The 21,981-nt window shown below is 32.6% G+C and carries 37 protein-coding genes and 1 tRNA gene; 11 read left to right on the top strand and 27 right to left on the bottom strand.

The window, feature by feature from the left end; all coding sequences use genetic code 11:
• The 11 genes from STRUR_RS03880 to STRUR_RS03845 are packed head-to-tail and all read right to left on the bottom strand — an operon-like array spanning position 1 to position 4,474.
• Positions 1–345 carry a hypothetical protein gene (locus STRUR_RS03880; protein ID WP_006740124.1) on the bottom strand — a complete coding sequence of 115 codons (345 nt, stop codon included), beginning with the start codon at positions 343–345 and terminating at the stop codon, positions 1–3.
• Positions 335–979, bottom strand: coding sequence for an ERF family protein (locus tag STRUR_RS03875; protein ID WP_006738591.1), 645 nt, complete (start codon positions 977–979; stop codon positions 335–337). The genes STRUR_RS03880 and STRUR_RS03875 overlap by 11 nt, the downstream gene beginning before the upstream one ends.
• Complete coding sequence (locus STRUR_RS03870; RefSeq protein ID WP_006739152.1) at positions 976–1,458, bottom strand: siphovirus Gp157 family protein; 483 nt, start codon at positions 1,456–1,458, stop codon at positions 976–978. The genes STRUR_RS03875 and STRUR_RS03870 overlap by 4 nt, the downstream gene beginning before the upstream one ends.
• Positions 1,442–1,681 carry a hypothetical protein gene (locus tag STRUR_RS03865; protein WP_006740365.1) on the bottom strand — a complete coding sequence of 80 codons (240 nt, stop codon included), beginning with the start codon at positions 1,679–1,681 and terminating at the stop codon, positions 1,442–1,444. Before STRUR_RS03865 ends, STRUR_RS03870 begins: the two co-directional genes overlap by 17 nt.
• Positions 1,674–1,826, bottom strand: coding sequence for a hypothetical protein (locus tag STRUR_RS11715; protein ID WP_006738823.1), 153 nt, complete (start codon positions 1,824–1,826; stop codon positions 1,674–1,676). The genes STRUR_RS03865 and STRUR_RS11715 overlap by 8 nt, the downstream gene beginning before the upstream one ends.
• Positions 1,827–2,675, bottom strand: coding sequence for an ATP-binding protein (locus STRUR_RS03860; RefSeq protein ID WP_006739453.1), 849 nt, complete (start codon positions 2,673–2,675; stop codon positions 1,827–1,829).
• Positions 2,676–2,686: 11 nt separating this feature from the next.
• A complete protein-coding gene (locus STRUR_RS03855) occupies positions 2,687–3,487 on the bottom strand; it encodes a DnaD domain protein (RefSeq protein WP_006739502.1) in 801 nt (266 codons plus the stop codon).
• A gap of 38 nt (positions 3,488–3,525) precedes the next feature.
• A complete protein-coding gene (locus tag STRUR_RS11710; protein ID WP_006740098.1) occupies positions 3,526–3,669 on the bottom strand; it encodes a hypothetical protein in 144 nt (47 codons plus the stop codon).
• Positions 3,659–4,090 carry a hypothetical protein gene (locus tag STRUR_RS03850; protein ID WP_006740507.1) on the bottom strand — a complete coding sequence of 144 codons (432 nt, stop codon included), beginning with the start codon at positions 4,088–4,090 and terminating at the stop codon, positions 3,659–3,661. Before STRUR_RS03850 ends, STRUR_RS11710 begins: the two co-directional genes overlap by 11 nt.
• Entirely contained in the window at positions 4,087–4,260 is a 174-nt protein-coding gene (locus STRUR_RS11705) for a hypothetical protein (protein WP_006739094.1), read from the bottom strand. The genes STRUR_RS03850 and STRUR_RS11705 overlap by 4 nt, the downstream gene beginning before the upstream one ends.
• The gene (locus STRUR_RS03845; RefSeq protein WP_006738632.1) at positions 4,244–4,474 is read right to left on the bottom strand and encodes a hypothetical protein; all 231 of its coding nucleotides are present in this window, start codon (positions 4,472–4,474) and stop codon (positions 4,244–4,246) included. Before STRUR_RS03845 ends, STRUR_RS11705 begins: the two co-directional genes overlap by 17 nt.
• A 102-nt stretch (positions 4,475–4,576) precedes the next feature.
• Here STRUR_RS03845 and STRUR_RS03840 point away from each other — a divergent pair, with 102 nt between their 5' ends.
• The gene (locus STRUR_RS03840) at positions 4,577–5,137 is read left to right on the top strand and encodes a DUF2441 domain-containing protein (protein WP_006739582.1); all 561 of its coding nucleotides are present in this window, start codon (positions 4,577–4,579) and stop codon (positions 5,135–5,137) included.
• Here the strand turns inward: STRUR_RS03840 and STRUR_RS03835 are convergent.
• From STRUR_RS03835 to STRUR_RS03820, 5 genes are read right to left on the bottom strand one after another with little or no spacing between them, the layout of a single operon-like run.
• Positions 5,112–5,291, bottom strand: coding sequence for a hypothetical protein (locus STRUR_RS03835; protein ID WP_006740049.1), 180 nt, complete (start codon positions 5,289–5,291; stop codon positions 5,112–5,114). The two genes, STRUR_RS03840 and STRUR_RS03835, sit on opposite strands and share 26 nt — an antisense overlap.
• Positions 5,292–5,301: 10 nt before the next feature.
• Positions 5,302–5,475 (bottom strand): hypothetical protein, encoded by a 174-nt coding sequence (locus tag STRUR_RS11700; RefSeq protein WP_006740015.1) that lies wholly within the window; start codon positions 5,473–5,475, stop codon positions 5,302–5,304.
• 11 nt (positions 5,476–5,486) lie between these two features.
• A complete protein-coding gene (locus STRUR_RS03830; RefSeq protein ID WP_006739549.1) occupies positions 5,487–5,996 on the bottom strand; it encodes an ORF6C domain-containing protein in 510 nt (169 codons plus the stop codon).
• Positions 5,989–6,900, bottom strand: coding sequence for a DUF3102 domain-containing protein (locus STRUR_RS03825; protein WP_006739389.1), 912 nt, complete (start codon positions 6,898–6,900; stop codon positions 5,989–5,991). The genes STRUR_RS03830 and STRUR_RS03825 overlap by 8 nt, the downstream gene beginning before the upstream one ends.
• A 21-nt stretch (positions 6,901–6,921) precedes the next feature.
• On the bottom strand, positions 6,922–7,137 hold the full coding sequence (locus STRUR_RS03820) for a helix-turn-helix domain-containing protein (RefSeq protein ID WP_006738909.1): 216 nt from the start codon (positions 7,135–7,137) through the stop codon (positions 6,922–6,924).
• 57 nt (positions 7,138–7,194) lie between these two features.
• Between STRUR_RS03820 and STRUR_RS03815 the strand changes: the two genes are divergently transcribed.
• Complete coding sequence (locus tag STRUR_RS03815) at positions 7,195–7,749, top strand: hypothetical protein (protein WP_001229685.1); 555 nt, start codon at positions 7,195–7,197, stop codon at positions 7,747–7,749.
• Here the strand turns inward: STRUR_RS03815 and STRUR_RS03810 are convergent.
• Complete coding sequence (locus STRUR_RS03810) at positions 7,735–7,977, bottom strand: hypothetical protein (protein WP_000219235.1); 243 nt, start codon at positions 7,975–7,977, stop codon at positions 7,735–7,737. The two genes, STRUR_RS03815 and STRUR_RS03810, sit on opposite strands and share 15 nt — an antisense overlap.
• Before the next feature lie 31 nt (positions 7,978–8,008).
• Positions 8,009–8,167 (bottom strand): hypothetical protein, encoded by a 159-nt coding sequence (locus STRUR_RS11695; protein ID WP_006738568.1) that lies wholly within the window; start codon positions 8,165–8,167, stop codon positions 8,009–8,011.
• A 57-nt stretch (positions 8,168–8,224) separates the two neighbouring features.
• Here STRUR_RS11695 and STRUR_RS11690 point away from each other — a divergent pair, with 57 nt between their 5' ends.
• Positions 8,225–8,395: a hypothetical protein gene (locus STRUR_RS11690; protein WP_001097075.1), complete on the top strand. Its 171-nt coding sequence runs from the start codon at positions 8,225–8,227 to the stop codon at positions 8,393–8,395.
• Here STRUR_RS11690 and STRUR_RS03805 read toward each other — a convergent pair.
• Positions 8,379–8,672, bottom strand: coding sequence for an ImmA/IrrE family metallo-endopeptidase (locus STRUR_RS03805; RefSeq protein WP_000364978.1), 294 nt, complete (start codon positions 8,670–8,672; stop codon positions 8,379–8,381). The genes STRUR_RS11690 and STRUR_RS03805 overlap by 17 nt on opposite strands.
• 370 nt (positions 8,673–9,042) lie before the next feature.
• Between STRUR_RS03805 and STRUR_RS03800 the strand changes: the two genes are divergently transcribed.
• The 4 genes from STRUR_RS03800 to STRUR_RS03785 all read left to right on the top strand — a co-directional run bounded on the left by STRUR_RS03800 (position 9,043) and on the right by STRUR_RS03785 (position 12,517).
• Positions 9,043–9,825, top strand: a complete 783-nt coding sequence (locus STRUR_RS03800) for a LexA family transcriptional regulator (protein WP_006738573.1) — start codon at positions 9,043–9,045, stop codon at positions 9,823–9,825.
• Between the two features lie 61 nt (positions 9,826–9,886).
• Positions 9,887–10,357 (top strand): DUF6978 family protein, encoded by a 471-nt coding sequence (locus tag STRUR_RS03795; RefSeq protein WP_006740293.1) that lies wholly within the window; start codon positions 9,887–9,889, stop codon positions 10,355–10,357.
• 24 nt (positions 10,358–10,381) lie between these two features.
• Complete coding sequence (locus STRUR_RS03790) at positions 10,382–11,158, top strand: DUF1828 domain-containing protein (RefSeq protein WP_006739744.1); 777 nt, start codon at positions 10,382–10,384, stop codon at positions 11,156–11,158.
• A gap of 279 nt (positions 11,159–11,437) precedes the next feature.
• The gene (locus STRUR_RS03785; RefSeq protein WP_006740075.1) at positions 11,438–12,517 is read left to right on the top strand and encodes a tyrosine-type recombinase/integrase; all 1,080 of its coding nucleotides are present in this window, start codon (positions 11,438–11,440) and stop codon (positions 12,515–12,517) included.
• A 42-nt stretch (positions 12,518–12,559) separates the two neighbouring features.
• On the opposite strand, the gene STRUR_RS03780 is transcribed toward STRUR_RS03785, so the two are convergent.
• From STRUR_RS03780 to STRUR_RS03755, 6 genes are all read right to left on the bottom strand, one after another.
• A tRNA-Arg gene (locus STRUR_RS03780) sits at positions 12,560–12,631 on the bottom strand.
• 44 nt (positions 12,632–12,675) lie between these two features.
• Positions 12,676–13,350: a beta/alpha barrel domain-containing protein gene (locus tag STRUR_RS03775; protein ID WP_006739464.1), complete on the bottom strand. Its 675-nt coding sequence runs from the start codon at positions 13,348–13,350 to the stop codon at positions 12,676–12,678.
• A 109-nt stretch (positions 13,351–13,459) separates the two neighbouring features.
• Positions 13,460–13,807, bottom strand: coding sequence for a 50S ribosomal protein L19 (gene rplS / locus STRUR_RS03770; RefSeq protein WP_006739149.1), 348 nt, complete (start codon positions 13,805–13,807; stop codon positions 13,460–13,462).
• A 119-nt stretch (positions 13,808–13,926) separates the two neighbouring features.
• Entirely contained in the window at positions 13,927–15,153 is a 1,227-nt protein-coding gene (locus STRUR_RS03765) for a chloride channel protein (RefSeq protein WP_196792559.1), read from the bottom strand.
• Entirely contained in the window at positions 15,128–15,442 is a 315-nt protein-coding gene (locus tag STRUR_RS03760; protein WP_006739764.1) for a chorismate mutase, read from the bottom strand. Before STRUR_RS03760 ends, STRUR_RS03765 begins: the two co-directional genes overlap by 26 nt.
• A gap of 71 nt (positions 15,443–15,513) precedes the next feature.
• On the bottom strand, positions 15,514–15,957 hold the full coding sequence (locus STRUR_RS03755) for a flavodoxin (protein ID WP_006740364.1): 444 nt from the start codon (positions 15,955–15,957) through the stop codon (positions 15,514–15,516).
• Positions 15,958–16,138: 181 nt separating this feature from the next.
• On the opposite strand from STRUR_RS03755, the gene yghU reads away from it, so the two are divergent.
• The 4 genes from yghU (at position 16,139) to STRUR_RS03735 (ending at position 18,739) form a co-directional block, all read left to right on the top strand.
• Positions 16,139–16,927: a glutathione-dependent disulfide-bond oxidoreductase gene (gene yghU, locus STRUR_RS03750; protein ID WP_006738827.1), complete on the top strand. Its 789-nt coding sequence runs from the start codon at positions 16,139–16,141 to the stop codon at positions 16,925–16,927.
• Positions 16,928–17,010: 83 nt separating this feature from the next.
• Positions 17,011–17,451: a GNAT family N-acetyltransferase gene (locus tag STRUR_RS03745; RefSeq protein WP_006739423.1), complete on the top strand. Its 441-nt coding sequence runs from the start codon at positions 17,011–17,013 to the stop codon at positions 17,449–17,451.
• Positions 17,448–18,392 carry a DHH family phosphoesterase gene (locus tag STRUR_RS03740; RefSeq protein ID WP_006740108.1) on the top strand — a complete coding sequence of 315 codons (945 nt, stop codon included), beginning with the start codon at positions 17,448–17,450 and terminating at the stop codon, positions 18,390–18,392. Before STRUR_RS03745 ends, STRUR_RS03740 begins: the two co-directional genes overlap by 4 nt.
• A 104-nt stretch (positions 18,393–18,496) precedes the next feature.
• Positions 18,497–18,739 (top strand): type B 50S ribosomal protein L31, encoded by a 243-nt coding sequence (locus STRUR_RS03735; protein WP_006738818.1) that lies wholly within the window; start codon positions 18,497–18,499, stop codon positions 18,737–18,739.
• 84 nt (positions 18,740–18,823) lie between these two features.
• Here the strand turns inward: STRUR_RS03735 and STRUR_RS03730 are convergent, their stop codons facing one another.
• Together STRUR_RS03730 and STRUR_RS03725 are read right to left on the bottom strand one after the other, a co-directional pair.
• Positions 18,824–20,353: a zinc ABC transporter substrate-binding protein AdcA gene (locus STRUR_RS03730; RefSeq protein ID WP_006738972.1), complete on the bottom strand. Its 1,530-nt coding sequence runs from the start codon at positions 20,351–20,353 to the stop codon at positions 18,824–18,826.
• Positions 20,354–20,480: 127 nt separating this feature from the next.
• Positions 20,481–21,899: a C69 family dipeptidase gene (locus tag STRUR_RS03725; RefSeq protein ID WP_006739719.1), complete on the bottom strand. Its 1,419-nt coding sequence runs from the start codon at positions 21,897–21,899 to the stop codon at positions 20,481–20,483.
• Positions 21,900–21,981 lie beyond the last annotated feature (82 nt).

The following is a 21,981-nucleotide window of genomic DNA, read 5'->3' as shown; positions in this document are numbered from 1 at the left end:
TTAAAATGGCAGGTCTAATTCATCCACTTCTATTTGTTTAACATTTTCAAATACTGATGGTTGTGCTTCAATTCCGTCAGTAAATTCGGTAATGATTAATTGTGGATATTTTTTATCATTGTATTCGTTTAGTCTGAAATATCCTTCGACTTCTGATAATTGTCCAATATGTGCTTCAAGTTCGCTGATTTTATCTGCAAAAACCATAGCTTGAATATAGTCATTTTTCCAATTACCAGCGTCATCTTTCCCATTTGCAAAACTCATTGATGCCGTCATAAATTTGTCAGTTTTTTTGTTGATTTTTTCATTGAAGTTAATATAGCCTTTATTTTTAATGTCCATTTTTATTTGCTCCTTTTATTAAATCATTTATTAATTTGTCAGCTTCTTGTTGTTGGTTTACTGTTATTTGTTCAATTTTTGCTACTTTTAGATTTTCTAAAAACCATCTCATTATGCTTCCATCGTGTTTTCCAATAATTTCAACTACTTTTTGAATATTATCTTCATAAGCTTTTACTAGTTCTTTGCTTATTCTTTGATTTTGCTGTTGACTACTTTGTTGCTTTTTTACTGGTTTAGATGCCTCATTTCCGTCATCATCTTGATCACTTGTGATTCCAAAGATTGCACTTAATGCGTATCGTTTAGAATATGTAATCGCTGAGCCAATAGCTTGCGGGTCGTTCTTAACTGGCTTGACTTTAATAGGCGGGAATTCCATATATTCCCCACTGTCATGCAGCATAATAGTCCCTACTGTAACAAGCCCGTTTTCATCTTGTGATGGATATTGAGTAAATGCTAGCCCGTTTTTAGATGCACTTTCTATGACACTTTCTACAACATTTTCAAGCGGTACATATTTACTCTTAAAAAATGGGTTGTTTGCATCTTTAAGTGGTTGTTTCATTTCCTTTTGTGTTTTTACTAGTGCTTTGCTTAATGCACTAATGCTTTCAGATTTATTTATCATTTGATTACCACGCTTTCATTCTGTCCGAGTTCAGCTCCTTCAATCACTTCACCATTCTCAATAGCTTCTTTAATAGCTTTTTTGATAGGTGTATATTTGATTGTTTCGTTCATGAATTTTAGAGGTATTTTAGTTTCATCAATAATGTTGACTACTTTTGTGTCACGAGTTGATATTTTAAAAAGTTCTGTTTCAATTTTCTTTTTGTTTGACATTCTCATGATGCTATTGATTTTTTCTTTAATTTTTTCTTTTCTGACTTCTTCTGATTTTTGTTTATTATAAAAATCATTTTTAGCCTTCTTATAAGCATCAATTTTTGCTTCAATGTTTGCTAAAAGTTTTGCAAAATAGTCTAAGTTATCCTCTAAATCTTCTTGAAAATCAATGCTGTCAAGTGTGTTTTGAAATGTTTCTTCATCTAGCTCCATTAACTCTAATTGTTCATAGATACCTTTTAATTCATATAGTAATGACATGTTGTTTTTCCCTTTCTTTTGGTAATTCATCATAAAGCAACTCTAATGTATTGTTTAAATCTGTTAAGCTCGCTCCTAAAAAAGCTGCACTTGCTACTTCTAAAATTTCATTAGGTTCTAGCCTATTACTAAGTTGTAACGTTGTTTCATCAAGATAGATGTCAAATAGTTCAATTTCTTTTTTTGATCTTTCTCTGATGTTTTTCTCTCTATTACTATCCATTTTTGACCTCAAATTTTATTACTGGACTTTTTAGCCAGTCACTTAATTCTGCTAGCTTAGCTTTTCTGCTATGCTCGTCTAATTGCATAATCTTTTGAGCGTGTTCTTTGTTAATTCCATAAGTATTTATTAATTCATTAATCACTTAGTACCTCTTACTTTCTGCATTTTCGGGATATGAGAAGATATTATTTTTAGCACCTTTTAAAATTCTATCGGTGAAAGGTTTATCATATATACGCTGCAATTCCTTAACGGAAAAATTTGTATTGATAATGGTTGTTTCTCGACTGTCTAAGATGTTGAATAAGAATCTATATGTCCAGTCACTAGCTGGCTTGACATTATTGCCAGTTGTTGACTCTTTTCCTAAATCATCTAAAACAAGATAATCACATTCAGTCAGTAACTTTGTCATTCTCTCTTGTGTGTATTTAGAATCTTTTTGATTAAATGAGTCTTGGACTAACTGGACTAGCCTAGAAACTGATATGAATAGCACACTTTTCTTTTCGTTATATGATTTAAAAGTTTCATTCAATTGTTTAGCTATTGACATACTTAGATGACTTTTACCAACTCCAGCATTACCCTTGATAACTGCATTGCCTACCATATCTTTTGAGTAATCTCTGACTAGCCTTTCAGCATAGTTTAGTGCTTTTTCATCTGTTTCATTTTCAACCTTGAAATTTTGAAAATTCGCTTTTGCGATTTCTGCTGATAAAATGCTTTCACGTTTAAAAACTGCATAACCTCCAGCTAAGATAGCTTGATTCTGATAAGCAATATCAACCGCATTCTTTTTATTATCTATTGCTTTTTGTTGACAATCCCAACAAAACTCGCTTTCAGTTCCTCTGGGTCTAGTTCGTAAATAAATAGGTGTATTATGTATTTCGCATATTTTTCCAGTATCTACTAGATAGCCACTTACTAACATGCCTTTTCTTGTTCCATCACCAATAGCTCTCATCATTTGTTGTAATACCAACTAATCACCCCCTAAAAACCATATTTTGGATCGGGTTTTTTAAGTTCGTCTAGTTCAGCTTGTGAGAAGCGTTGACCTTTTGCTTTTTGGTAATAGCCTTTTTCTTTATTAGACTTTCTAAGTTTTTGGTCTGATTCAACTTGTTCAATAGTCGTGATATTATTATCAATCCAGTTATCTAATACAGCTGAAATATAATTCATATTTCTAGCACCATTAGCTAATGACACTTCAATAGCTTTTTTCAGTAAATCATTAGAAATTTTTTCTTCTAATAAGTAATAGTTCATTTTTTGCACTTCGTAACCATTGAATTGTTTTCCCCAAAGATTCTCTAGTTGTTCAAAAAATCTATTCTCTTTATCATCATAATTAGATATATTAGTATTGATATTATTAGTATTGATTGTGTGTACTTTATACACTTCTTGACGTGTACTTTCTACACTTCCATTGTGTACTTTATACACTTCTTGACGTGTACTTTCTACACTTCCATTGATATACAAGCGATTAGGCTTATTTATACCTTGCCTAACTTCATTCAATAATTTTAAATCGTGCAATTCTTTTTTTGCTTTTACTATTGTTTTATTTGAGCATTTAAGTATTTCCATGAATTGCTCGTTTGTGAAATACATATATACTTTTCCATTTTCATCAAACCATTTATTTTGTACTGATAATGATCGTCTATCGAATAAAAGCATATATACTAATTTTGCTTTATCACTTAAAGTGTTGTATGGTTCTTCTAATAACCATTGCGGAAACTGATAAAACAAATTGTTTTCTACTTCGTCTATGTACATTTAAATCCTTTCTAATTGCTCTTGTAAGCATAAAAGCTCTATTTCCAAGTAACTATAATCCTTTTAGCCATATCATAAACACCATGTCCATATTCTGTTAGCGCCTTTGTTTTGTTTTCTCTGAACAATACATCAATAGCTCTAACAGATTTTTTTAATTCCAAAATTAACTCATCTTTCATTTGCATTTGCTCCATTTCTAGTGATCAGACCTTTTAGTTCATCAATTACACAATTAAGACTATTTTCAAGTTCAGCAATTCGCTTATCTTTTGCGTCATTCTCAGCTAACGCTTCTTTAAAATTCTTTTCAAGTTTTTTATTTTCTAACTTCAACTCATACTCATGATGCAAGACTTCTTGCAATTCAACAATGTAATCTTCGTTTGGAATTTTTGTATAACCGTATAAGTAACCTAATTCAACACCGAAATAATCAGCAACCTTTTGCCAAAACTCGTCGTTACGCTTGTTTGGAAGTCCGTTGTTTTCGTAATCTATCCAATCTTTAGCTGTCATAGTTGGTGCGATATGTCGAATGCTTTCGACTAACTCGAATGTGTTTAAGTGCTTTTCCTCACGCAGTTGCTTAAGCCTGTTCATTTAGCACCTCGCATCATTACGCCGACCATATATTTGTGATATTCTTCATAAGGTCTTGAGTTTTCTTGTTCAAATTTAAATTCATAATTTTCAGGCTTTACAATTCGATATGTAATAACTTCTGGCTCTTCTTTTGGTTTTGCAAATATCCAATTAAATAATTTTTTCATTTTGTGTTTGTCTCCATTCTTCAAATTTTTTAACCTTGGTTGACCTGCCACCGACCTTATCGACATATTTTCGATACTTGCGGTCTCTCCTCATTTTTCTTAGCATTCTTTGCGTTTGGTCAACTGACTTGCCGATAAATTCAGCTAGATCATTATCGTTCAACCACAACTCTTCATAAGGCACTTCAATGCCACTTTTTAATTTTGCTAGCACGACGTCTCCTTTCATGGTATAATTTAAGTAATTTAATTTTGGTAAGTCACTGTTCCCGCAGTGGCTTTTTTTGGTATAATCATCTCGAAAGAAGGTGATTATATGATTGCTTATCACATCACTCATGATACTGTTGAAATTAATCAGATTTATGAACTATTAGATCCTGATTTATCAATTATTCGAGATGATATGAAACACATTATTACTGATATCTATCCAGAAGGGTTATCTCGTTGGGGTAATTATTTGTATCCACAACGTTCAAATACACAAAATGCTGGCATGATAGTCTATGAAACAATTTATGAATATGAACGAAGATTAAATTTCCCGGATTTGCCATCTCGTTTTCAGTCTATATTTGCTACAAAATCTATTGAAGATTTAAAAATATGGCTACCTACTTTTCAAGCTAGGAATATTCCTTTTTTTATTTGGAAAATTGATACTTTAGATTCAAGTGTCATTGAACTTGACTCAAATTATCTGGCAGGCGGAGATGTTTTTGGGCTTCAGGCATTTTCTCCAGTTCTCACTTCATTTGCGGCAAATAAATATTGGAAAGGTAGTATGACAGATAACCCTAGAAAAGAATTACTTGTTTCTCCTAAGATAAAGTTTATTGAAAATATTTCTAATCAATTTCTGGATATCTTTTAGGTAATTCATCAATTGTTATTACTTTATCCTTTGGAATATTAGTTCTAAGATGTTTAGCAAATTCATCGGAATCTATCTTTAAATCGATAGGTTCTTTTAATTCATCTAGGATTTCTTTTAGTAAATCTCTAATTTCTTTTAAAAGTTTTGTCATTTTATTCTCCTTAGTGATATACACTTTGATTTTGCATATACGCTCCATAGTATGGATTACGTTCAATTTCTTCTTCTTCTTCCACTACCTCAATTGTGTAAGTGTTGTCTGACTTAAGTAGCATAATCAGCAAAGGGAATAATATTGCTATTACAGTCAGACTTTGTGCGATTGTTAGTTCCATGTGATTCCTTTCTAAGCTACATCGCCTTTTTCTAAAGCGATAATTTCTTTTTGTTTTGGTGTTTCACGAATTTCAAACAATGAGAAACTGTCAAATGTTAGTGATTTTAAATAAGAGAACGCTTTTTCTGCATCAGTATGCTTAATATGCGTATATTTCGTAACGTTGAAGTGATGTTTCAAATGTGAATGTTGCAAACGGATGAACTGACCTTTTTTAGATGCAAATAGGTTTTGACTAGCGATTTTACCTGATGCCTCAAAATATTCTTTAGCAAAACCATAAGCTTGTTTGCTGATAATACTTTTGATTTCACTAGCTTCTACATCGTCGATGTGGACTTTTTTATCAATTTCAATTGCTAAAGACCGAACTTCTTCAACATCTTTTTTAATGGCTTCTTGGGAAGCTTTTACTTGCTTTTGAGAAGATAAAACCTCAATCATCATATCTTCAAGCGTCATTCCTTTGACGACTTCAAGAGCGTCTTTTTCGTTCATTTTTGATAATTCTTTACTCATTGATTATTACCTCTTCTATAATTTTTCTATTCCCGGATGGAATGATTTTGTACATTTCATCACACCAAGACTGGACTGTGTTAACCATCTTGGTCACTTCTGTAACTGAATAATGCGCATTAACATTGTTGATAATCGGCTTAAAACGAAGCGGTGCCATTTTCGTATCAAAGAAGTTTTGCACATCACTGATAATTGAAGATAGCTCACTTATTGAAGTGACAAGGTTCTCAAGTTTTTCTTTTTTGCCCTCGAGATGACGAATTTGGTCTGTTACTTCAATAGCTCGTTGTGACTCCAATTTTATTGTCGCTAATTCCAGTTTTTTGCTATCGAGTTCCCATTCAGTTTCTTCAAGCGTTTTGGAAAGTTGTTTATTCTTTTTCAGTAAGTCTGAATTAAGTGACTTCGTTGATTCATAATCATCAGGAATAACTTCTTTGATAACTTCTTTTTCAACGATTTTAGCACTCAAGGTTTGCTCTGCTAAATTCTCTTTTTGTTGCTCCAAACGGGCATTTTCAGCTTTTAGTCGGTTGTTCTCTCGCTTGATTTCTTGCAACTCTCTGACAGTTGGGTTATCGCCACTTTCAATCCGTTCAATCTGTTCTTGCTTAGCTTCGTCTGGAAGAGTGGCGATGAGATAGAGGGCTGTGCTACCTAAATTACTCAACGTTGAAGAATTTGGAAGTTCATTCGCCACTTTCATCATGCGATTAGCTTCGGGTTGATTTATTCCGAGTTTTCCAAGCCATTCCATAAATTGCCCATGCGCTAAGTCGTTCTCTTTAACATGTTTCAACCTGCGACCAATTTCCCAAATGGACTGACCAGCGATGTTTTTATGGTGGTTGATCTCTAATTCAATTTGTTGCAAGTTGTTTGATAAAGTTACTTCATTCATATTGTCCTTTCTAGTGTTGTGTTAGTTTTGAATTAATTCGTATTTTTTGCCTAAAAAAATATAATTCGTATCAACGTTATAAAAATCAGCTAATTTTTTTAACAAATCATGAGGAATTTTACTGCTATCATTTTCATATTTCAACAAAGTTTGATAATGAATTTCTAAAGTTTTGGCAACTTCTTTAGCTGATAAATTATAATTTACTCGTAGTGCTCTTAGCGAAATTTGTTGCATTCCCCCACCTCCTTTCTGTGGTATAATTGAAATAAAAATGTCGAGGTGAAGCGATTGTTGGCGTTAGTAATATCTTTAATATCGATTTTGATTTCGTTTTTTTCATTTATTGTTCCATTATATAAATCTACATTCAGACTCGGAGTTTCAAATCAGAAAGCGGAATTCAATCTTGAAGAATTGGAAATGATTGTTAAAATCACATTTATTAATGAATCTTCCAGCCCAATTACAATTGAAGGGTTAACTATCACTGAGAAAAAACTTCAATTCGAAGCATCAAATTATGGAGAATTATTAAAAAGTCACGAGGTAAAGTCATCAAATTTCAAATATGGCTATGTACCTTTTATCATTCCCCCATATTCGACTTACGCTAATAATTTTGTGTTTAGATTCCCTAATACTGTAAAGTCAAATTATTTTTTAGAGGTGCAAACTTCTAAAAAGTTCTATGTTTTTCCATTCAATCCCTCACCACACGTAACAACTAACTGTTACAGAGAAATCAATGGGCGAGTTAGAGAAGAAAATACATTTTGGAAACAAGATAATTTCAGAAATCAAATAAATAAAATTTATAAATTAATTGATTATTTAAAAATTAAATAGCTTTATTATTGTTTCGTCTATTGATGCCCAAGCTGTGTATTTATAAGGCTTGAATTTCTCTTCTTCAAATTGTTTAAATACCTCATCAAAGTTATGAGCTTCAAATAAAAACAAATCAAATCTTTCTTGTTTACTAAAAACTATAATATTCATAGGTTTTGTATAGCTAATTTTAGGTTTAGGTATAAACCATTTATCACCACGAAAAATTTTATCAACAACTGTCATATCCTCCCTCCTTTCCGCCCTAACGGGCTTTTTATTTTGTAATAAACCAAGCAATCAGCCAAGCGATACCGCCTAACACTAACAGTGCTGGCAATACGCCGCCTTCAAATTCAATACTTGTTTTTTCCTTACCATCACGACTAGTAAACGTGTGTTCTAGATCGCCAAACATTAGTTTTTTCCAATTCATTTTGTACCTCCTAAAAATGTTATAATCAACTTATCCTAGTGGAAAGGAGGATAAGTCATGGCGAAAAATGGCCCTAAAGGCGGCGGTCGTATCGGAGCCGTCAAAGGTCGCTCTCAGTCTCATAACCCTAAAACTGGACTTTATACCAAGCGTGACACATCTACTGGCAAGTTTATGGACACGAAAACTACTGGTGGAAAGTTCAAAGGTGTTAGGACTGAAAAGTAAGCGTTGGATTATCTTTAAGAACCTGATGTAGACCGATTGAAAAACGACTAACAAGTTCTTCATCTTGTTCTTTGTAGCCAACTTCATGTAGAATAGCATGTGTTAGTTCGTGGACTAGCACTTGCTTTTTCTTTTGCTCTGATAATGACTCACGAATATATATGATTTGTTGTTCGTAATCACAATACCCCCAGAGATTTCTATCATCATCATAAGCTTTGAAATGCTCCTGAATAACAACGTTATAGGTCATGCCACCTACTTTCAATAAATCCATTTACTCTCCTTTCATTCTTGCGGAGATACAGCCAATGTGCTAAACTAAACTTACCCCGTTAGGGGAGAGGGCTTCTTAGCCCTCTTGGTATTGTCACCACTCTATTGAGTAGTGAATCCTAAGCTTAAACCAAAGAATCTTGATTTCGACTTCTAGTTCTTTGTGTTTAGGCTTTTTGTTTAGCCTAGATTTCATTAGCTGTACCTCCTTTCGTTTTGCTTAATTCCTTAAGCTTGATTTAATTATAATACGAATTAATTCGAAAGTCAACTGTTTTTCGAAAAAAATCGTAATTTTTTATATTTTTTTATTTCAAAATACGATTTAATACGCTATAATTAAGGTAGATGTTCAACAGGAGGATAAATTAATGGCTAGAGGCAGAGGAAAGTTAACTCCTCAAGATTTAGAGTATATGAAAATAATTTCTAACAACATAAATCACTTCTTGATTACTCAAAACAGGAAGCAGATTGATGTGTCTAGAGGAACGGGCATTCCGCCTAGCACCTTGACAGGATATATAAAAGGAACATCCTTGCCAATACCTGGTAACGTTCAAAAAATAGCTGATTTTTTCGGAGTATTAAAATCAGATATCGACCCTCGTTTTAAATCAAGCAAAACTTCTACTGCTCCTAATATCAACAACAAAGTCGCTCTACTAGATGAAGAGCTCAAAGAACCTCGTCATAGTGATTGGATAAGTTACGGTGAAAATCTTTTATCTGAACAAAATACAGTAGAAAACAGTAAGAATACAGTAAACGAACCTCAAATTATATACTATACCTATAATTATTACGACCACCCCGTTTCTGCTGGTACAGGGCAGTATCTAAATGATGTACAAGTTGAACAGATTGAATTGCCAGTCGATTATGACGCTGATTTTGTCATACCGGTTTATGGCGATTCTATGGAACCAGAGTATTATTCTGGTGACTACGTATTTGTAAAATTATCTGTGGAACTTTCAGATAGCAATATTGGTGTATTTGAATACTATGGAGATGCTTATATTAAACAGTTGCTTATTAACGAAAACGGAGCGTTTCTACATAGTCTAAACAGCAAGTACGAGGATATTCCGATTGATGCTAATAGCGACTTTAGGATTATTGGTAGAGTTACTGGGAAATACCCAGTTTAAAAACCATCTGTGATGAGCAGATGGTTGTTGAAGAATTTAGGAATTTAATTTAGGAGAAAAAATGAAGGAACTTTTGATTAATGATGATCAAGCCTACCAACTAATCAAGATGATAAAAACAATAGCAAAAAATCATAATGTTGTTATTACTAATAATAGTAAAGGAGAAATAGATATTGTCGGTATAAATAATACCAGATTTATTTTAAACTATTTCTATAGTGATAATAGTAAAGTTTTTCATTTGAGAGAAACAGAACACAATTATACTCTTTTAAGAATTAATTTAAACAATAAATTTCATAAGAACGCAAACGGAGAACGGGTCTGGGGGAATAGAATTAATATTTTTTCTGAAAAAGAGTATTACTTGAAAGGTGATGAAACTACTCACTATAAAACTTACCCCTTACCATATGAATCCATAAAAAACAGTGATGACTTTTTAGAAAATTTGTCAAACCTCTTAGAGTTTACGAATGTAAACAATCCAGAATCTGCTTCTATCAAAATTCAACAAGATTTGTTATAATCAATAAAAAGAAAGGAGTCTGTAATGAATGCAAATGAAATAAAAAAAGAATATTTGGATTTCGTGTATGAAAATGCTGTTTTTAACGAAATCTCGGCTGACCATACAGAAGTTATTACTCCTTTCGTTGATCCTTTTGGAGAATCTATTAGCTTTTCAGTTAAAACAAACGGAAGAATACTAACGATTACAGATAATTCTTATACTTTATGGAACCTTTCTATCAACGGTATAGATATGTCAAACAAAGGTAGAAGAAAAGACTTATTTTCTTCTCTTCTACAGTACAATGGTTTTGAACTTGTCGGAGAATCTATCGAAAGAAACACTAGTAAAAAAAACCTTGGACAAACTATCCATGATATGACTCAACTTTTAATCAATGTTTATGATTTTATACAACTACACCCAAATAACGTAAAATCTCAATTTTTAGATGACGTAAAAAATTACTTTATGAAAAATGATTCCTATAATGTTTTTCCTGCTTTCTCTATAGCTGGAAAGTCTAGATTAGAACATAGATTTAATTTTGTATTCATGAGTAAAGGGATATCAAAAATTGCTAGGGTTCATAATAATATAACAAAACAACAAGTAGATACAATTCTTTCAAGTTGGCTCGATACATCAGAGTTTAGAAAAAATGAATATGGTGATAAAGAACAACTTTACATTATTGTAAGCGATGAAGGATATCAAAATATTAAAGACGATCATTTAATTGCTTTGAAAGAATATAATATCGAGGTCCTTAATTTTTCAGATAAGCAACAATTGCAAGTTAACTTAGGAAAATAAGGCTTTTATTGACTTTTTAAAAATAATGGCTTATACTACAATTACATAGCTCCTAGCGAGCAGTAAAGAAGACGTTGTCTCTAGCAGACAGTAAGCCATACTCAAAAGAGTGTGGCTTTTATTTTTTATATTTATAACAAAAAACACCCTACACTCTCCAGACGGCAATCTTTGAGTGTAAGGCAATTACGTTTAGAAAAGATGTTTAAACCGGTCGAATTCGACTAGTTTAGATGCTTTTCTTGTACTCTATTTTAGCAAAAATGAAAGGTTTTATCAATGTGGATTGAAGAATTATCAAATGGAAAGTTTAAATATATTGAACGTTATACTGACCCATTGACCAAAAAATACAAAAAAGTGTCTGTCACATTAGATAAAAATTCGAGCCAAGCGCAGAAAAAAGCTAATCTTATCTTGCAAGAAAAAATTGAAGATAAGCTTGCTACACGAGATCATTCCGAAATGACATATGGTGAATTAAAGCGTGAGTATTTAAATCAATGGATTCCGACGGTCAAAGATTCCACAAAACGTGGTTATTTAGTGTCTGACAGTCATATAGCAACCGTGTTGCCAGATGAAACGATTATTAGCAAGCTAACTAAACGTGATGTCAGACTGCTTATTGAAAAACTATTAAAAAACAATTCTTATCATGTTACGCACAAATGCAGAAAAAGACTACATGCTATCTTTGCTTATGCTATACAAATGGACTACTTGACAAGCAATCCAACCGACAATGTTTTAGTCCCTAAACCAAAAGAAGAATATATGCCTGAAAAGGTACTTTATTTAACTTCTAACGAGGTTTACGACCTCTGCGGTAGAATGATAGCCAATGATGAACAAAAACTCTCAGATATCGTTTTATTAATGTTTTTGACTGGAATGAGGTACGGTGAATTAGCTTGCTTGACTTATGACAAGATTGATTTTGAAAATAAAGAAATTTTGATTAATGCGACTTACGATTTCCACACTAGAGAAATCACGACAACAAAGACCAAAAAATCAACTCGGAAAATTTCGGTATCTGATAACATTATAGAAATCATTAATCGACAAAATAAAATGAGTGAATTTGTTTTCCCAAACTCAAAAGGTTTGCCAATTTTAAATGCGTATATCAATAAGCGCCTAAAAATTTACGGTGATTACCACACACATTTATTCAGGCATTCGCACATTTCGTTTTTGGCAGAAAAAGGTATACCTCTAAACGCAATTATGGATAGAGTAGGACACTCAGACCCTAAGACAACATTATCTATTTACAGTCACACTACTGTTAATATGAAAGAATTGATAAATAATCAAACTGCCCCTTTTGTGCCCCTAAATTTAATTGAATAAAACAAAAAGCCTTTTAAATAAAGGCTTTTAACATTATTTATATGTCCCCTGCCGGAATCGAACCAGCAACTACTCCTTAGGAGGGAGGTGTTATATCCATTGAACTAAGGGGACACTCAGCTATTCTATTTTACATTAGATAGAGAGGCTTTGCAAGTTTATTTTTTCTTAGAAAGTTGCTTACGATAACTTTCCATTTTCTTTTTAAATAATTCACTATTTGTAGGAGGTGTGTACGAAATCGCATTTGCTCCAGCAGCTATAGTTGCCTCTATACTTGACTCACTTGGTCCGCCAGTAGCTAAGATGGGAAAATCTGGAAATTCAGTTCTTATTTTAGATACAAAAGCAACTGTTTCAGATCCACCACTAACATTAAAGATATCTACACCAGCTTCTATTCTACTTTTTAAATCCACATCAGCTGAAGTAACTGTATAAATAATAGGAATATCAATGAGTTGATTGACTTGTTTTATTGTTTTAACATCTGTTGGACTATTCAAAACAACAGCAAATGCACCTTCTGATTCTGAAAAAAGGCTCATATTTGCAGAACGAAAACCTTTTGTCAGACCACCTCCAACTCCTGCAAAAACGGGTACCGAAGAAACTAACATGATACTTTTTAATATAGCTGGATTTGGTGTAAATGGGTAAACTGCCAAAACTGCATCCGCATTATTATTTGCAATTATAGAAACATCTGTCGAAAAGATAACTGAGCGAATTAAACGACCATAAATCGAAATTCCAGTACATTGTTTAATTGCCTCTGGTACTCTTACTATTTCTTTACGTAAATTAGACATTACTGAAGGAAAATCTGACATTATCATAACCTCTAAAATTGATCTATTTTATTAAAATTATCTTAACATATTCATTTTAAGAGATAAACTAAAAAACCCTTTCCTAAGAAAGAGTTTTCCAATCTGCAGATTAACGGCGGATTTCTTGGATACGTGCAGCTTTACCTTGTAAAGCACGTAAATAATAAAGTTTAGCACGACGGACTTTACCGTAACGAACAACTTCAATTTTTGCAACACGTGGTGTGTGGATTGGGAATGTACGTTCTACACCAATACCACTAGAAATTTTACGTACTGTATACATTTCTGAAATGCCATGACCTTTACGAGAGATAACAACACCCTCGAAAATTTGGATACGTTCACGGTTACCTTCAACAACTTTCGCATGTACGCGAACAGTGTCACCAGCGCGGAACTCAGGGATATCAGAACGTAGTTGACTTTCAGTCAAACTTTGAATTAATGGATTCATTTTTTATTCTCCTATCTTACCAATCATAGGTGCTTGTCCCAGCGGATTAGCCTAATTCTGTGCGTCCATTACACACGAAGTTAATAATATCATAAATATACTAAAATGTCTAGAGAAATTCACAGCAAACTTTCTTGATCTGCATATATAGAATAGTTTCTATTTGTTAAATAGGCAAATGAAACAACTAAGAAATAAGCTAAAATATTAGAATTCCCAAAAACTTCTACTCCGATAAAAATAGGTGCTAAAAAAGTATTTGTGGCACTACTAAAAACTGCAATATAGCCAAGCGATGCTACTACTTCAACTGGAAGACCAAAAATTGGTGCAAGTGTCACACCTAATGTGGCACCTATTGCAAACAATGGCGTCACTTCACCGCCTTGATAACCAATGGAGATTGTTAGAACAGTTAAAAAAAGTTTTAGACACCAATCGTATGGATTAATATGAGAATGACTAAAAGACTGAGAAATTAGATTGGTTCCTAATCCAGCATATCTTCCTTGATACAAGATAATTAGTAAAGCCGTTAAAAAAAGGGCACCAATAAAAATTCTCTTATAAGGATTTACCAATTGAGTTGACCAAAATTTTTTTAATCGAGCCAATGAAAAGGCAAATAAATTTCCAACTAAACCAAAAATAAATCCTAAAATAATTAGTTTTACGAATATAATTGGTGAGAGGTTGACAGATTTTGAAACAAATACGGAAAACTTTTCTAAACCTAATTGATGTGAAACGAAGCTGGATGTAAAAGAGGCAATAATTGCAGGAAATAATGCTTGTATTTCGATTTGCCCAAGAATAAAAACTTCACAAGCAAAGAAAACAGCTGCTATTGGCGTTTGAAATAAACCAGCAAAACCTGCTGCCATTCCCGTTACTAGTAGAACTTTTGAAGAAACTTGATTAGGCCATTTCTGATGAAACCAACTTCCGATTGTTGCACCCAATTGAACAGCAACGCCTTCACGTCCGGCACTACCACCAAATAAATGAGTGGCCCAGGTTGATAACATCACTAATGGTATCAATCTTTTAGGTATAGTCTTCTCTTTGTTTTGACTAACTTGAAAAAGTAATCCCATCCCTTTACTGGCAAGACCGCCATAGTGCTGATATGAGTAGACAATCAACAAACCAATAATCGGTAAAAATGGAAGAAAGACAAGCGGATTATGATCTCGTGTACTTGTTAATACTAATAATACTCTTCCAAAAACAGTATCAATAACACCTACAACAATACCAATAAGTAAAGCAACAATGAATAGCTGTACTAAAACTTTAATTTTTATAGCTTTTAAATCTCTAATTGGAATCATTTTTTCTATCATCCCTTATTATTTCATTTGATTGAAAAGCTTTTGAAGTTGCCATTATTGTTTCAAAAATAGGTATAATATAATTACTTTTTGACTTATCTTCAATCATTTCTTCTAAATGTTGTTTTATCTTAATTTCTCTTGTTTGATCTAGACTTGTCAAATGATGCTGTTTTTTTATTAAGCCTATTTTTGTAACTAATGACATTCTTTCTTCAATAAGACTCAATAACTTATCATCAAGAAGATCGATATCATCTCTAATAGCACTCAAGTCTTGCTCCCATGATTCTTTTTTCATTATTGATAGTTTCCTTCCAAATAACAACAAGAAGTCAAAAAAGTTAAGATGAACCTTAACTTTTATTTACTCTAGTTAAAATGACTTGAAATTTTCTCCGCAAAAGCTTCAAGATTTTCAATATCCTCATCTTCTGCTGAAAGATCAACTTTTACAGAATCCGCACCTTTTTGTGCACCTGTTAAAGCAAATTGCTCTTCAAAATCATCAACAGATTTACAAAAATAATCGTAAAAAGTATCACCAGAACCTATGACACCAAATATTTTTCCAGATAAATCAACATCTTGAAGATCTTCGTAAAAATCAACGATTTCATCTGGCAAATCACCATCACCATAAGTATAGCTAGCAACAATAGCAATATCAACATCTTCAAAGTCTGTAGCATCTACAGTAGTACACTCATCAACTTCAACATTATGCCCTAGTTCTTCCAATTTACTTGCAACTATATCTGCAATTTCTTCAGTATTTCCTGTCATACTGGCATAAACGATTTTAGCTAATGCCATATTATCCTCCAAAAATAATTCAATTTACCCTATTCTATCATAATTTTCTTGTTAAATCATCAGGACAAATAGCTCATTAAGAATAGTACGATTTATATTTATCGAATTTTATTCCCAATTTTTGAAGTAAATCTAAAAATTTGATAGTATGAAGAAAAATAATAGATTGGAGACTATTCATATGAGTCAATATCAATTACCAACAAAATGGGAAGCACCAAAAGAAATGGGTGGACAATGGGGAAGTTTAAACCAACCAACAGCTGGTTCACGTTTTGAACAAAAATTACCAAAAGGTAAGAAACCATTTCAAGTCTACTCAACCGGAACCCCAAATGGCATTAAAGCAACTATAATGCTTGAAGAACTTAAAGAATTGGGCTTACAAGCAGACTATGATTTATTTAAGATCAATATCGGTGAAGGTGATCAGTTCGGATCTGACTTTGTTGCTATCAATCCTAATTCAAAAATACCTGCTATGCTTGATCAATCAGAAGAAAATGATATTCGTGTCTTTGAATCAGCTTCAATTCTTCTTTATCTTGCAGAAAAATATGACAGATTAATTCCAAAAGATACTCTAGGCAAGACAGAAGTCTTAAACTGGCTCTTTTGGCAAACAGGTGCAGCTCCCTTCTTAGGAGGTGGTTTTGGACATTTCTTCCACTATGCTCCTGAAAAAATCGAATATGCTATTAACCGTTTTGCAATGGAAGCTAAAAGACAACTGGACCTTTTAGATAAAGAATTGAAGGATAAAGATTACATCGTAGGTAATGACTACACTATTGCAGATATTGCCATTTGGTCATGGTATGGAAGATTGGCTTTAGATAAAGTCTGGGATAATGCTAGTACATTTTTAGATGTTACATCATATAAACATTTACAAAAATGGGCTAAGAATATTGCAGATCGTCCTGCAGTTAAGCGTGGTCTAGAAGTTGAATATAAAGCTATAAAATAAGATTTTTAAATGAGTAGTGATTACTCTTCCTAATATTTTTAAATGCTAACATAATACTTATGATATACTGTTAAGGAGAGAGTATGTGGTTTGCAAAAGAATTTGATGAATTAGCCCCAAGAGAAATTTTTCAAATTTTTAAAAATAGAGTAGATATTTTTGTAGTTGAACAAGAATGTCCCTATACTGAAATCGATTATGAGGATTTAAATGCCATTCATCTTTTTAAAATGGAAAATAACACTTTATATGCTTATTGTCGCATCATTGAAACTCAAAATGAAATCAAAATAGGTCGTGTCTTAGTTCCTAAAGAATATAGAGAGCATGGCCTAGCTAAAGAACTTTTGAAAAGAGCACTTGCATGTTGTAATAAACAGTTCCCAGATCAAACTGTTTATATCCAAGCGCAAGAATATTTGCAAAGTTTTTATCAAACATTTGGATTTAAAGCTATTTCAGACATCTATTTAGAAGATAACATACCACATCTTGATATGATAATTAATAAAGGAAAAACATGATAGACTATACAGAATTACTACATAAAATAGAAGCATATAATACAATTATTATACACCGACATCAAAATCCTGATCCTGACGCTATTGGTAGTCAAGCTGGTTTAAAAGAGTTATTATGCGTTAACTATCCTACTAAAAAAATATTAATGACTGGTTTTGATGAACCTAGTTTATCATGGTTAGCATTAATGGATAAGGTAAACGATGAAGATTATGAAAATGCCTTAGTCATTGTGACAGACTCTGCGAATAGACCTAGAATCGACGATCAACGATATCAAAATGGTCAATATCTCATTAAACTTGATCATCATCCCAATGATGATCCATATGGTGATTTAAGTTATGTACAAACAAATGCATCAAGTGCTAGCGAAATAATAGCTGACTTTGCTTTACAATGTGGTTTAAGATTTTCTGATGAAGCTGCAAGGCTACTTTATTGTGGGATTGTAGGTGATACAGGTCGCTTTTTATACCCAGCTACTACAAGTAAGACGTTTCGTATTGCTGGCGAGTTAAGGCTATATCAGTTTGATTTTTCAGCTATGGCTCGTCAAATGGATTCTTTCCCTTATAAAATCGCAAAATTACAGGGTTACATTTTTGATCATTTAGAAGTTGATGAAAATGGTGCTGCTAGGGTTACTTTGACAAAGGAAATATTAGACTTTTATCAAGTGTCTCCGGCAGAATCTTCTGCAATCGTAAGTAGTCCTGGAAAGATCGATATTGTTGAATCCTGGATTGTCTTTGTCGAACAAGAAGATGGTACTTATAGGGTTCGTTTAAGAAGTAAAACTGTTGTCATTAATGATTTGGCAAAAAAACATGATGGTGGAGGCCATCCTTTAGCTAGTGGTGCTAATTCAAGTGGTCCTAAAGAGAATGATCAAATTTACAATGAACTTAAAGAACTTGTGAAAAATCATAAATCATAATGTTTTAATAGAAAAGTCTTGTCAAAAGACATAAGTTCTGATAAACTAGAATAGTTAATAACTATGACACAAAAGTGTTATGGCAGAAAGGAAATTTTTAAAAGATGAGAAAAGACATTCATCCTGACTATCGTCAAGTTGTATTTTTAGATACAACAACTGGTTACCAATTCCTTAGTGGTTCAACTAAACCAACTAAAGAAACTGTTGAATTTGAAGGTGAAACTTACCCATTAATCCGTGTTGAAATTTCATCAGACTCACATCCATTCTATACTGGACGTCAAAAATTCACGCAAGCAGATGGACGTGTGGATCGTTTCAACAAAAAATACGGTCTCAAATAAGCATTACTTTGAAAAAGCTAAGTTTTACTTAGCTTTTTATTTATGATTTAACATAAAAACAGCAGGAAAACCTGCTGTCTTTTTTTAATGAGCTACAATTTCTTGTGCAATTTCATGTCCTGTTAATTTAGCAGGATAGTAAGTTGGCCAATGTTCTAACTCTTCAAGAAGTTTTGCTTGGCTTTCTCCACCCCAATAGAGATGGAAATGTTCTGCTTTTTCATTCTTAATGGCATGGTCGCTGAATTGAACGTATTTGAATTCATCAGCATTTTTATCTTCTGTTTTGAACATGTAACGTACTCCACGGTTACCTTTTTTATATTTTAAAATTTTATAACCATCATATTTATAGGTAAATGTCATTTTTTTACCATTTTTAACAAAAGTCATTGTTTTCTTTTTGCCATCAATCGTGATCTTGCTAACATCTGTTTTATATCCAGTTGTATAATATTCTTTATATTGAGCTGCTGACATTTCACCTTTAGATTTTTTAGCTTTGAAATCCCAAACACCATCTAAAGTACCATCTTCTAAATATGGATAAACAGATTGCCATTTGCCGCTCCAGTTTGACAATGAACGTTTTTCAACATCTTTATCTTTGAAATAACCATTATAGACTGTTTTATTGGTTTCTTCTTCTGGTTTAATATCTTTACCAGCAACATCTGTCGTTAATTTAAGAGCTTTTAAATTTTCTCGCATAACAGTAAAGTATGATTTGCCTGCTTTCATATCTTTTTCTGTTAAGCCTTCTAAAGGACTCAATACTTTTGATTTTGCCCCAGTTTCTTTAGCTAAAGTTTCAGCAACTTTACTTGATGCATTTTCTTCAAAATAAATGTATTTAATATCATTATTTTTAACGTATTTTGTCAATGAAGCAATGCGTTTTGGTGAGGGTTCTTCTTCTGGAGTTAAACCATTAATTGGAACTTGATTTAAACCATAATCAAGTGCTAAATAACCAAAGGCTGCGTGTTGTGTTACAAAGCTTTTTTGCTTAGCATTTGAAAGTTCTGCAGTGTATTCAGCATCTAATTCTTTTAATTTTTCAATATAAGCTGCTGCATTTGATTTAAATGTGCTAGCTTTGTCGGGATAAGCTTTTGACAATCCATCACGAATATTTTCAACGACAGAAATTGCACGATAAGGTGATAACCAAACATGTGGATCAAATTCGTGATGATGACCTTCATGTCCTGACTTTTCTTCACCTTCTTCATGTTCATGCTCTTCGGTACCTGCTTGTAGAAGCATATTTCCTGTTGCTTTTACGATTGCAGGTTTATCATTTTTAATTGATTTTTTAACATCTTTTGCCCAAGTTTCCATATTGTCATCCATATAAACAAAAGCATCAGCGTCTTGTATTTTTTCAACATCTTTTGTAGATGGTTCATAATCATGTGGTTCAATACCTGCTTTAATCAACATTGAAACATTGCCATCTTTTCCCACTACTCCTTTTGTAAATTCGTAAACAGGATAAAAGGTTGTCACAACCTTAACCTTACTGTCTGCCATGACCTGCTTAATTTGCATCAGTTGCCAAGAAAAAACTAAGCCAACTAAACTGATCATTAAAAGAAATTTCTTTTTCATGATTCCTCCTTCTCATTAACTAGTTAAAGTTTTACTGGTTAAGTATAACACATTTTAAGTTTTTTGCAAGGATTTATAATTTTAAATAGAAAAAGCCTTAAAGCTATTGCTTTTTAAGGCTTTTTTTCTAATCACTCAATGAAAAACGATTTGTCATTAAGTTACTTGAATCAAATAAAATTTCATTCAATAACATTTGAGTTTCTCTTTGGATATAATTACTCATTGTTTGGTTTGCTTGATTAAAATCAATTGTTTGACCATTTTGAAGTGCTTTTTCAATTGCTTTTATGTGCTGATGTCCTTTAGCTATTGTTCTTTCTTGATAACTTTCAATTTTATCTTGATGTGCAGCAAAATGAGCATCTGCCAATGCCCCAATCAGACGATTCATCCAATAAAAATTATCTGTTGAAACATTTTCACTTGTGTTATTAAAATAAGTTGGCGTCTCTGTAATTTTAGTAAAGAAAGGAACAATAGTATTAAAAGGCATTGAACCATAGGCGATCCATTGAATACCTGTTGTTTCATATGATTGATCAGGACGCATTTGAAGAATTGCTGTTTGACTTGTTCTATTGATTCCAATCGTTCTGTACGTTCTTTGACTTACTAGATTACCCTTATTTCCATATGGATCATAAGGGGTATCTTGATAATGATTGCTTAAAATATATTTGATATCTTCTATTGTGACTTTACGGTATGGCTTTAATTGCCAAGGTAAAAAGAAACTTTCTGGATCTTGTTCTAATTCAGGATTTAAAACTTTTTGGGCAATCCAAGCTCTAGGTGTATTGTAGTGTTTATCTTTATCCTTTTGACTACCAAAAGCATAGCGAGGACTAAAATGTTCATGTGAATAAGTTAGATCCAAGTGATTCTCTGAGATAAAATCACGCAAATCAGATGAATACAAGTAATCATCTGAATTATTAAATTCAAAATAATCAATTCCAAGCTGATTAGGATTCACAACATAAGCATCATCTGGAACACGTCTTGCAATCCAATGATGTCCACCTACTGTTTCTAACCACCAGATTTCATCAACATCAGAAAAAGCTACACCATTAGGCTCATATGTTCCATATTTTTCTAAAAGTTCACCAAGTCGTAAAACCCCTTCACGCGCACTTTTGATATATGGTAGAACCAAAGTCAACATATCTTCTTCTCCAATACCAGATTCAACAAAAGGATCTGCACCTAATACTCTGCTATTAGTTGTTAAGGTTTCTGTCTCACTCATGGCTACATTAGCTTCATTAATGCCAGCTTCTCCCCAGATACCATCTTTTCTTAAAGCATCAGGTATAGCTGTATAGGTCATTGGATTGTCGGGTAAGTCAATTTCAAATGATGACAAAATAGATTTATAATGTCGCGGTTGATCTTCTGGTTTGATTACTAAAAAGTGTTTAGGAGTAAAATCGCCACTCTGTGAATCTTCTGTTCTTGCAACTAAGGTTGATCCATCATAAGAAGCTTTCTTTCCTACTAGTATCGTTGTACATGAATCCTGTATTTTATTGTTTCTCATAATTATTTCCTCACTTCATTTATAATACAATAGTTTTAATATTTTTTCCTCTTTTCTATATATTAAGCAAGTTATTTTACAC

Source organism: Streptococcus urinalis 2285-97, assembly GCF_000188055.2.
Lineage (GTDB): Bacteria > Bacillota > Bacilli > Lactobacillales > Streptococcaceae > Streptococcus > Streptococcus urinalis.
Note: the sequence above shows the minus strand (reverse complement) of the source record. Positions and strands in the feature narration are given on the sequence as shown.

What these genes read in the sequence shown, in the direction of transcription:
- STRUR_RS03880 (WP_006740124.1), bottom strand. Translation starts at nt 345, where the DNA reads ATGGACATTAAAAATAAAGGCTATATTAACTTCAATGAAAAAATCAAC.
- STRUR_RS03830 (WP_006739549.1), bottom strand. Translation starts at nt 5,996, where the DNA reads ATGAGTAAAGAATTATCAAAAATGAACGAAAAAGACGCTCTTGAAGTC.
- rplS (WP_006739149.1), bottom strand. Translation starts at nt 13,807, where the DNA reads ATGAATCCATTAATTCAAAGTTTGACTGAAAGTCAACTACGTTCTGAT.
- STRUR_RS03785 (WP_006740075.1), top strand. Translation starts at nt 11,438, where the DNA reads ATGTGGATTGAAGAATTATCAAATGGAAAGTTTAAATATATTGAACGT.
- STRUR_RS03850 (WP_006740507.1), bottom strand. Translation starts at nt 4,090, where the DNA reads ATGAACAGGCTTAAGCAACTGCGTGAGGAAAAGCACTTAAACACATTC.
- STRUR_RS03810 (WP_000219235.1), bottom strand. Translation starts at nt 7,977, where the DNA reads ATGACAGTTGTTGATAAAATTTTTCGTGGTGATAAATGGTTTATACCT.
- STRUR_RS03745 (WP_006739423.1), top strand. Translation starts at nt 17,011, where the DNA reads ATGTGGTTTGCAAAAGAATTTGATGAATTAGCCCCAAGAGAAATTTTT.
- STRUR_RS03790 (WP_006739744.1), top strand. Translation starts at nt 10,382, where the DNA reads ATGAATGCAAATGAAATAAAAAAAGAATATTTGGATTTCGTGTATGAA.
- STRUR_RS03840 (WP_006739582.1), top strand. Translation starts at nt 4,577, where the DNA reads ATGATTGCTTATCACATCACTCATGATACTGTTGAAATTAATCAGATT.
- STRUR_RS03870 (WP_006739152.1), bottom strand. Translation starts at nt 1,458, where the DNA reads ATGTCATTACTATATGAATTAAAAGGTATCTATGAACAATTAGAGTTA.
- STRUR_RS11710 (WP_006740098.1), bottom strand. Translation starts at nt 3,669, where the DNA reads ATGAAAGATGAGTTAATTTTGGAATTAAAAAAATCTGTTAGAGCTATT.
- STRUR_RS11700 (WP_006740015.1), bottom strand. Translation starts at nt 5,475, where the DNA reads ATGGAACTAACAATCGCACAAAGTCTGACTGTAATAGCAATATTATTC.
- STRUR_RS03740 (WP_006740108.1), top strand. Translation starts at nt 17,448, where the DNA reads ATGATAGACTATACAGAATTACTACATAAAATAGAAGCATATAATACA.
- STRUR_RS03825 (WP_006739389.1), bottom strand. Translation starts at nt 6,900, where the DNA reads ATGAATGAAGTAACTTTATCAAACAACTTGCAACAAATTGAATTAGAG.
- STRUR_RS03760 (WP_006739764.1), bottom strand. Translation starts at nt 15,442, where the DNA reads ATGAAAAAAGAATCATGGGAGCAAGACTTGAGTGCTATTAGAGATGAT.
- STRUR_RS03835 (WP_006740049.1), bottom strand. Translation starts at nt 5,291, where the DNA reads ATGACAAAACTTTTAAAAGAAATTAGAGATTTACTAAAAGAAATCCTA.
- STRUR_RS11705 (WP_006739094.1), bottom strand. Translation starts at nt 4,260, where the DNA reads ATGAAAAAATTATTTAATTGGATATTTGCAAAACCAAAAGAAGAGCCA.
- STRUR_RS03820 (WP_006738909.1), bottom strand. Translation starts at nt 7,137, where the DNA reads ATGCAACAAATTTCGCTAAGAGCACTACGAGTAAATTATAATTTATCA.
- STRUR_RS11695 (WP_006738568.1), bottom strand. Translation starts at nt 8,167, where the DNA reads ATGAATTGGAAAAAACTAATGTTTGGCGATCTAGAACACACGTTTACT.
- STRUR_RS03865 (WP_006740365.1), bottom strand. Translation starts at nt 1,681, where the DNA reads ATGGATAGTAATAGAGAGAAAAACATCAGAGAAAGATCAAAAAAAGAA.
- STRUR_RS03775 (WP_006739464.1), bottom strand. Translation starts at nt 13,350, where the DNA reads ATGTCAGATTTTCCTTCAGTAATGTCTAATTTACGTAAAGAAATAGTA.
- STRUR_RS03875 (WP_006738591.1), bottom strand. Translation starts at nt 979, where the DNA reads ATGATAAATAAATCTGAAAGCATTAGTGCATTAAGCAAAGCACTAGTA.
- yghU (WP_006738827.1), top strand. Translation starts at nt 16,139, where the DNA reads ATGAGTCAATATCAATTACCAACAAAATGGGAAGCACCAAAAGAAATG.
- STRUR_RS03735 (WP_006738818.1), top strand. Translation starts at nt 18,497, where the DNA reads ATGAGAAAAGACATTCATCCTGACTATCGTCAAGTTGTATTTTTAGAT.
- STRUR_RS03855 (WP_006739502.1), bottom strand. Translation starts at nt 3,487, where the DNA reads ATGTACATAGACGAAGTAGAAAACAATTTGTTTTATCAGTTTCCGCAA.
- STRUR_RS03805 (WP_000364978.1), bottom strand. Translation starts at nt 8,672, where the DNA reads ATGGATTTATTGAAAGTAGGTGGCATGACCTATAACGTTGTTATTCAG.
- STRUR_RS03795 (WP_006740293.1), top strand. Translation starts at nt 9,887, where the DNA reads ATGAAGGAACTTTTGATTAATGATGATCAAGCCTACCAACTAATCAAG.
- STRUR_RS03730 (WP_006738972.1), bottom strand. Translation starts at nt 20,353, where the DNA reads ATGAAAAAGAAATTTCTTTTAATGATCAGTTTAGTTGGCTTAGTTTTT.
- STRUR_RS03755 (WP_006740364.1), bottom strand. Translation starts at nt 15,957, where the DNA reads ATGGCATTAGCTAAAATCGTTTATGCCAGTATGACAGGAAATACTGAA.
- STRUR_RS03800 (WP_006738573.1), top strand. Translation starts at nt 9,043, where the DNA reads ATGGCTAGAGGCAGAGGAAAGTTAACTCCTCAAGATTTAGAGTATATG.
- STRUR_RS03725 (WP_006739719.1), bottom strand. Translation starts at nt 21,899, where the DNA reads ATGAGAAACAATAAAATACAGGATTCATGTACAACGATACTAGTAGGA.
- STRUR_RS11690 (WP_001097075.1), top strand. Translation starts at nt 8,225, where the DNA reads ATGGCGAAAAATGGCCCTAAAGGCGGCGGTCGTATCGGAGCCGTCAAA.
- STRUR_RS03765 (WP_196792559.1), bottom strand. Translation starts at nt 15,153, where the DNA reads ATGATAGAAAAAATGATTCCAATTAGAGATTTAAAAGCTATAAAAATT.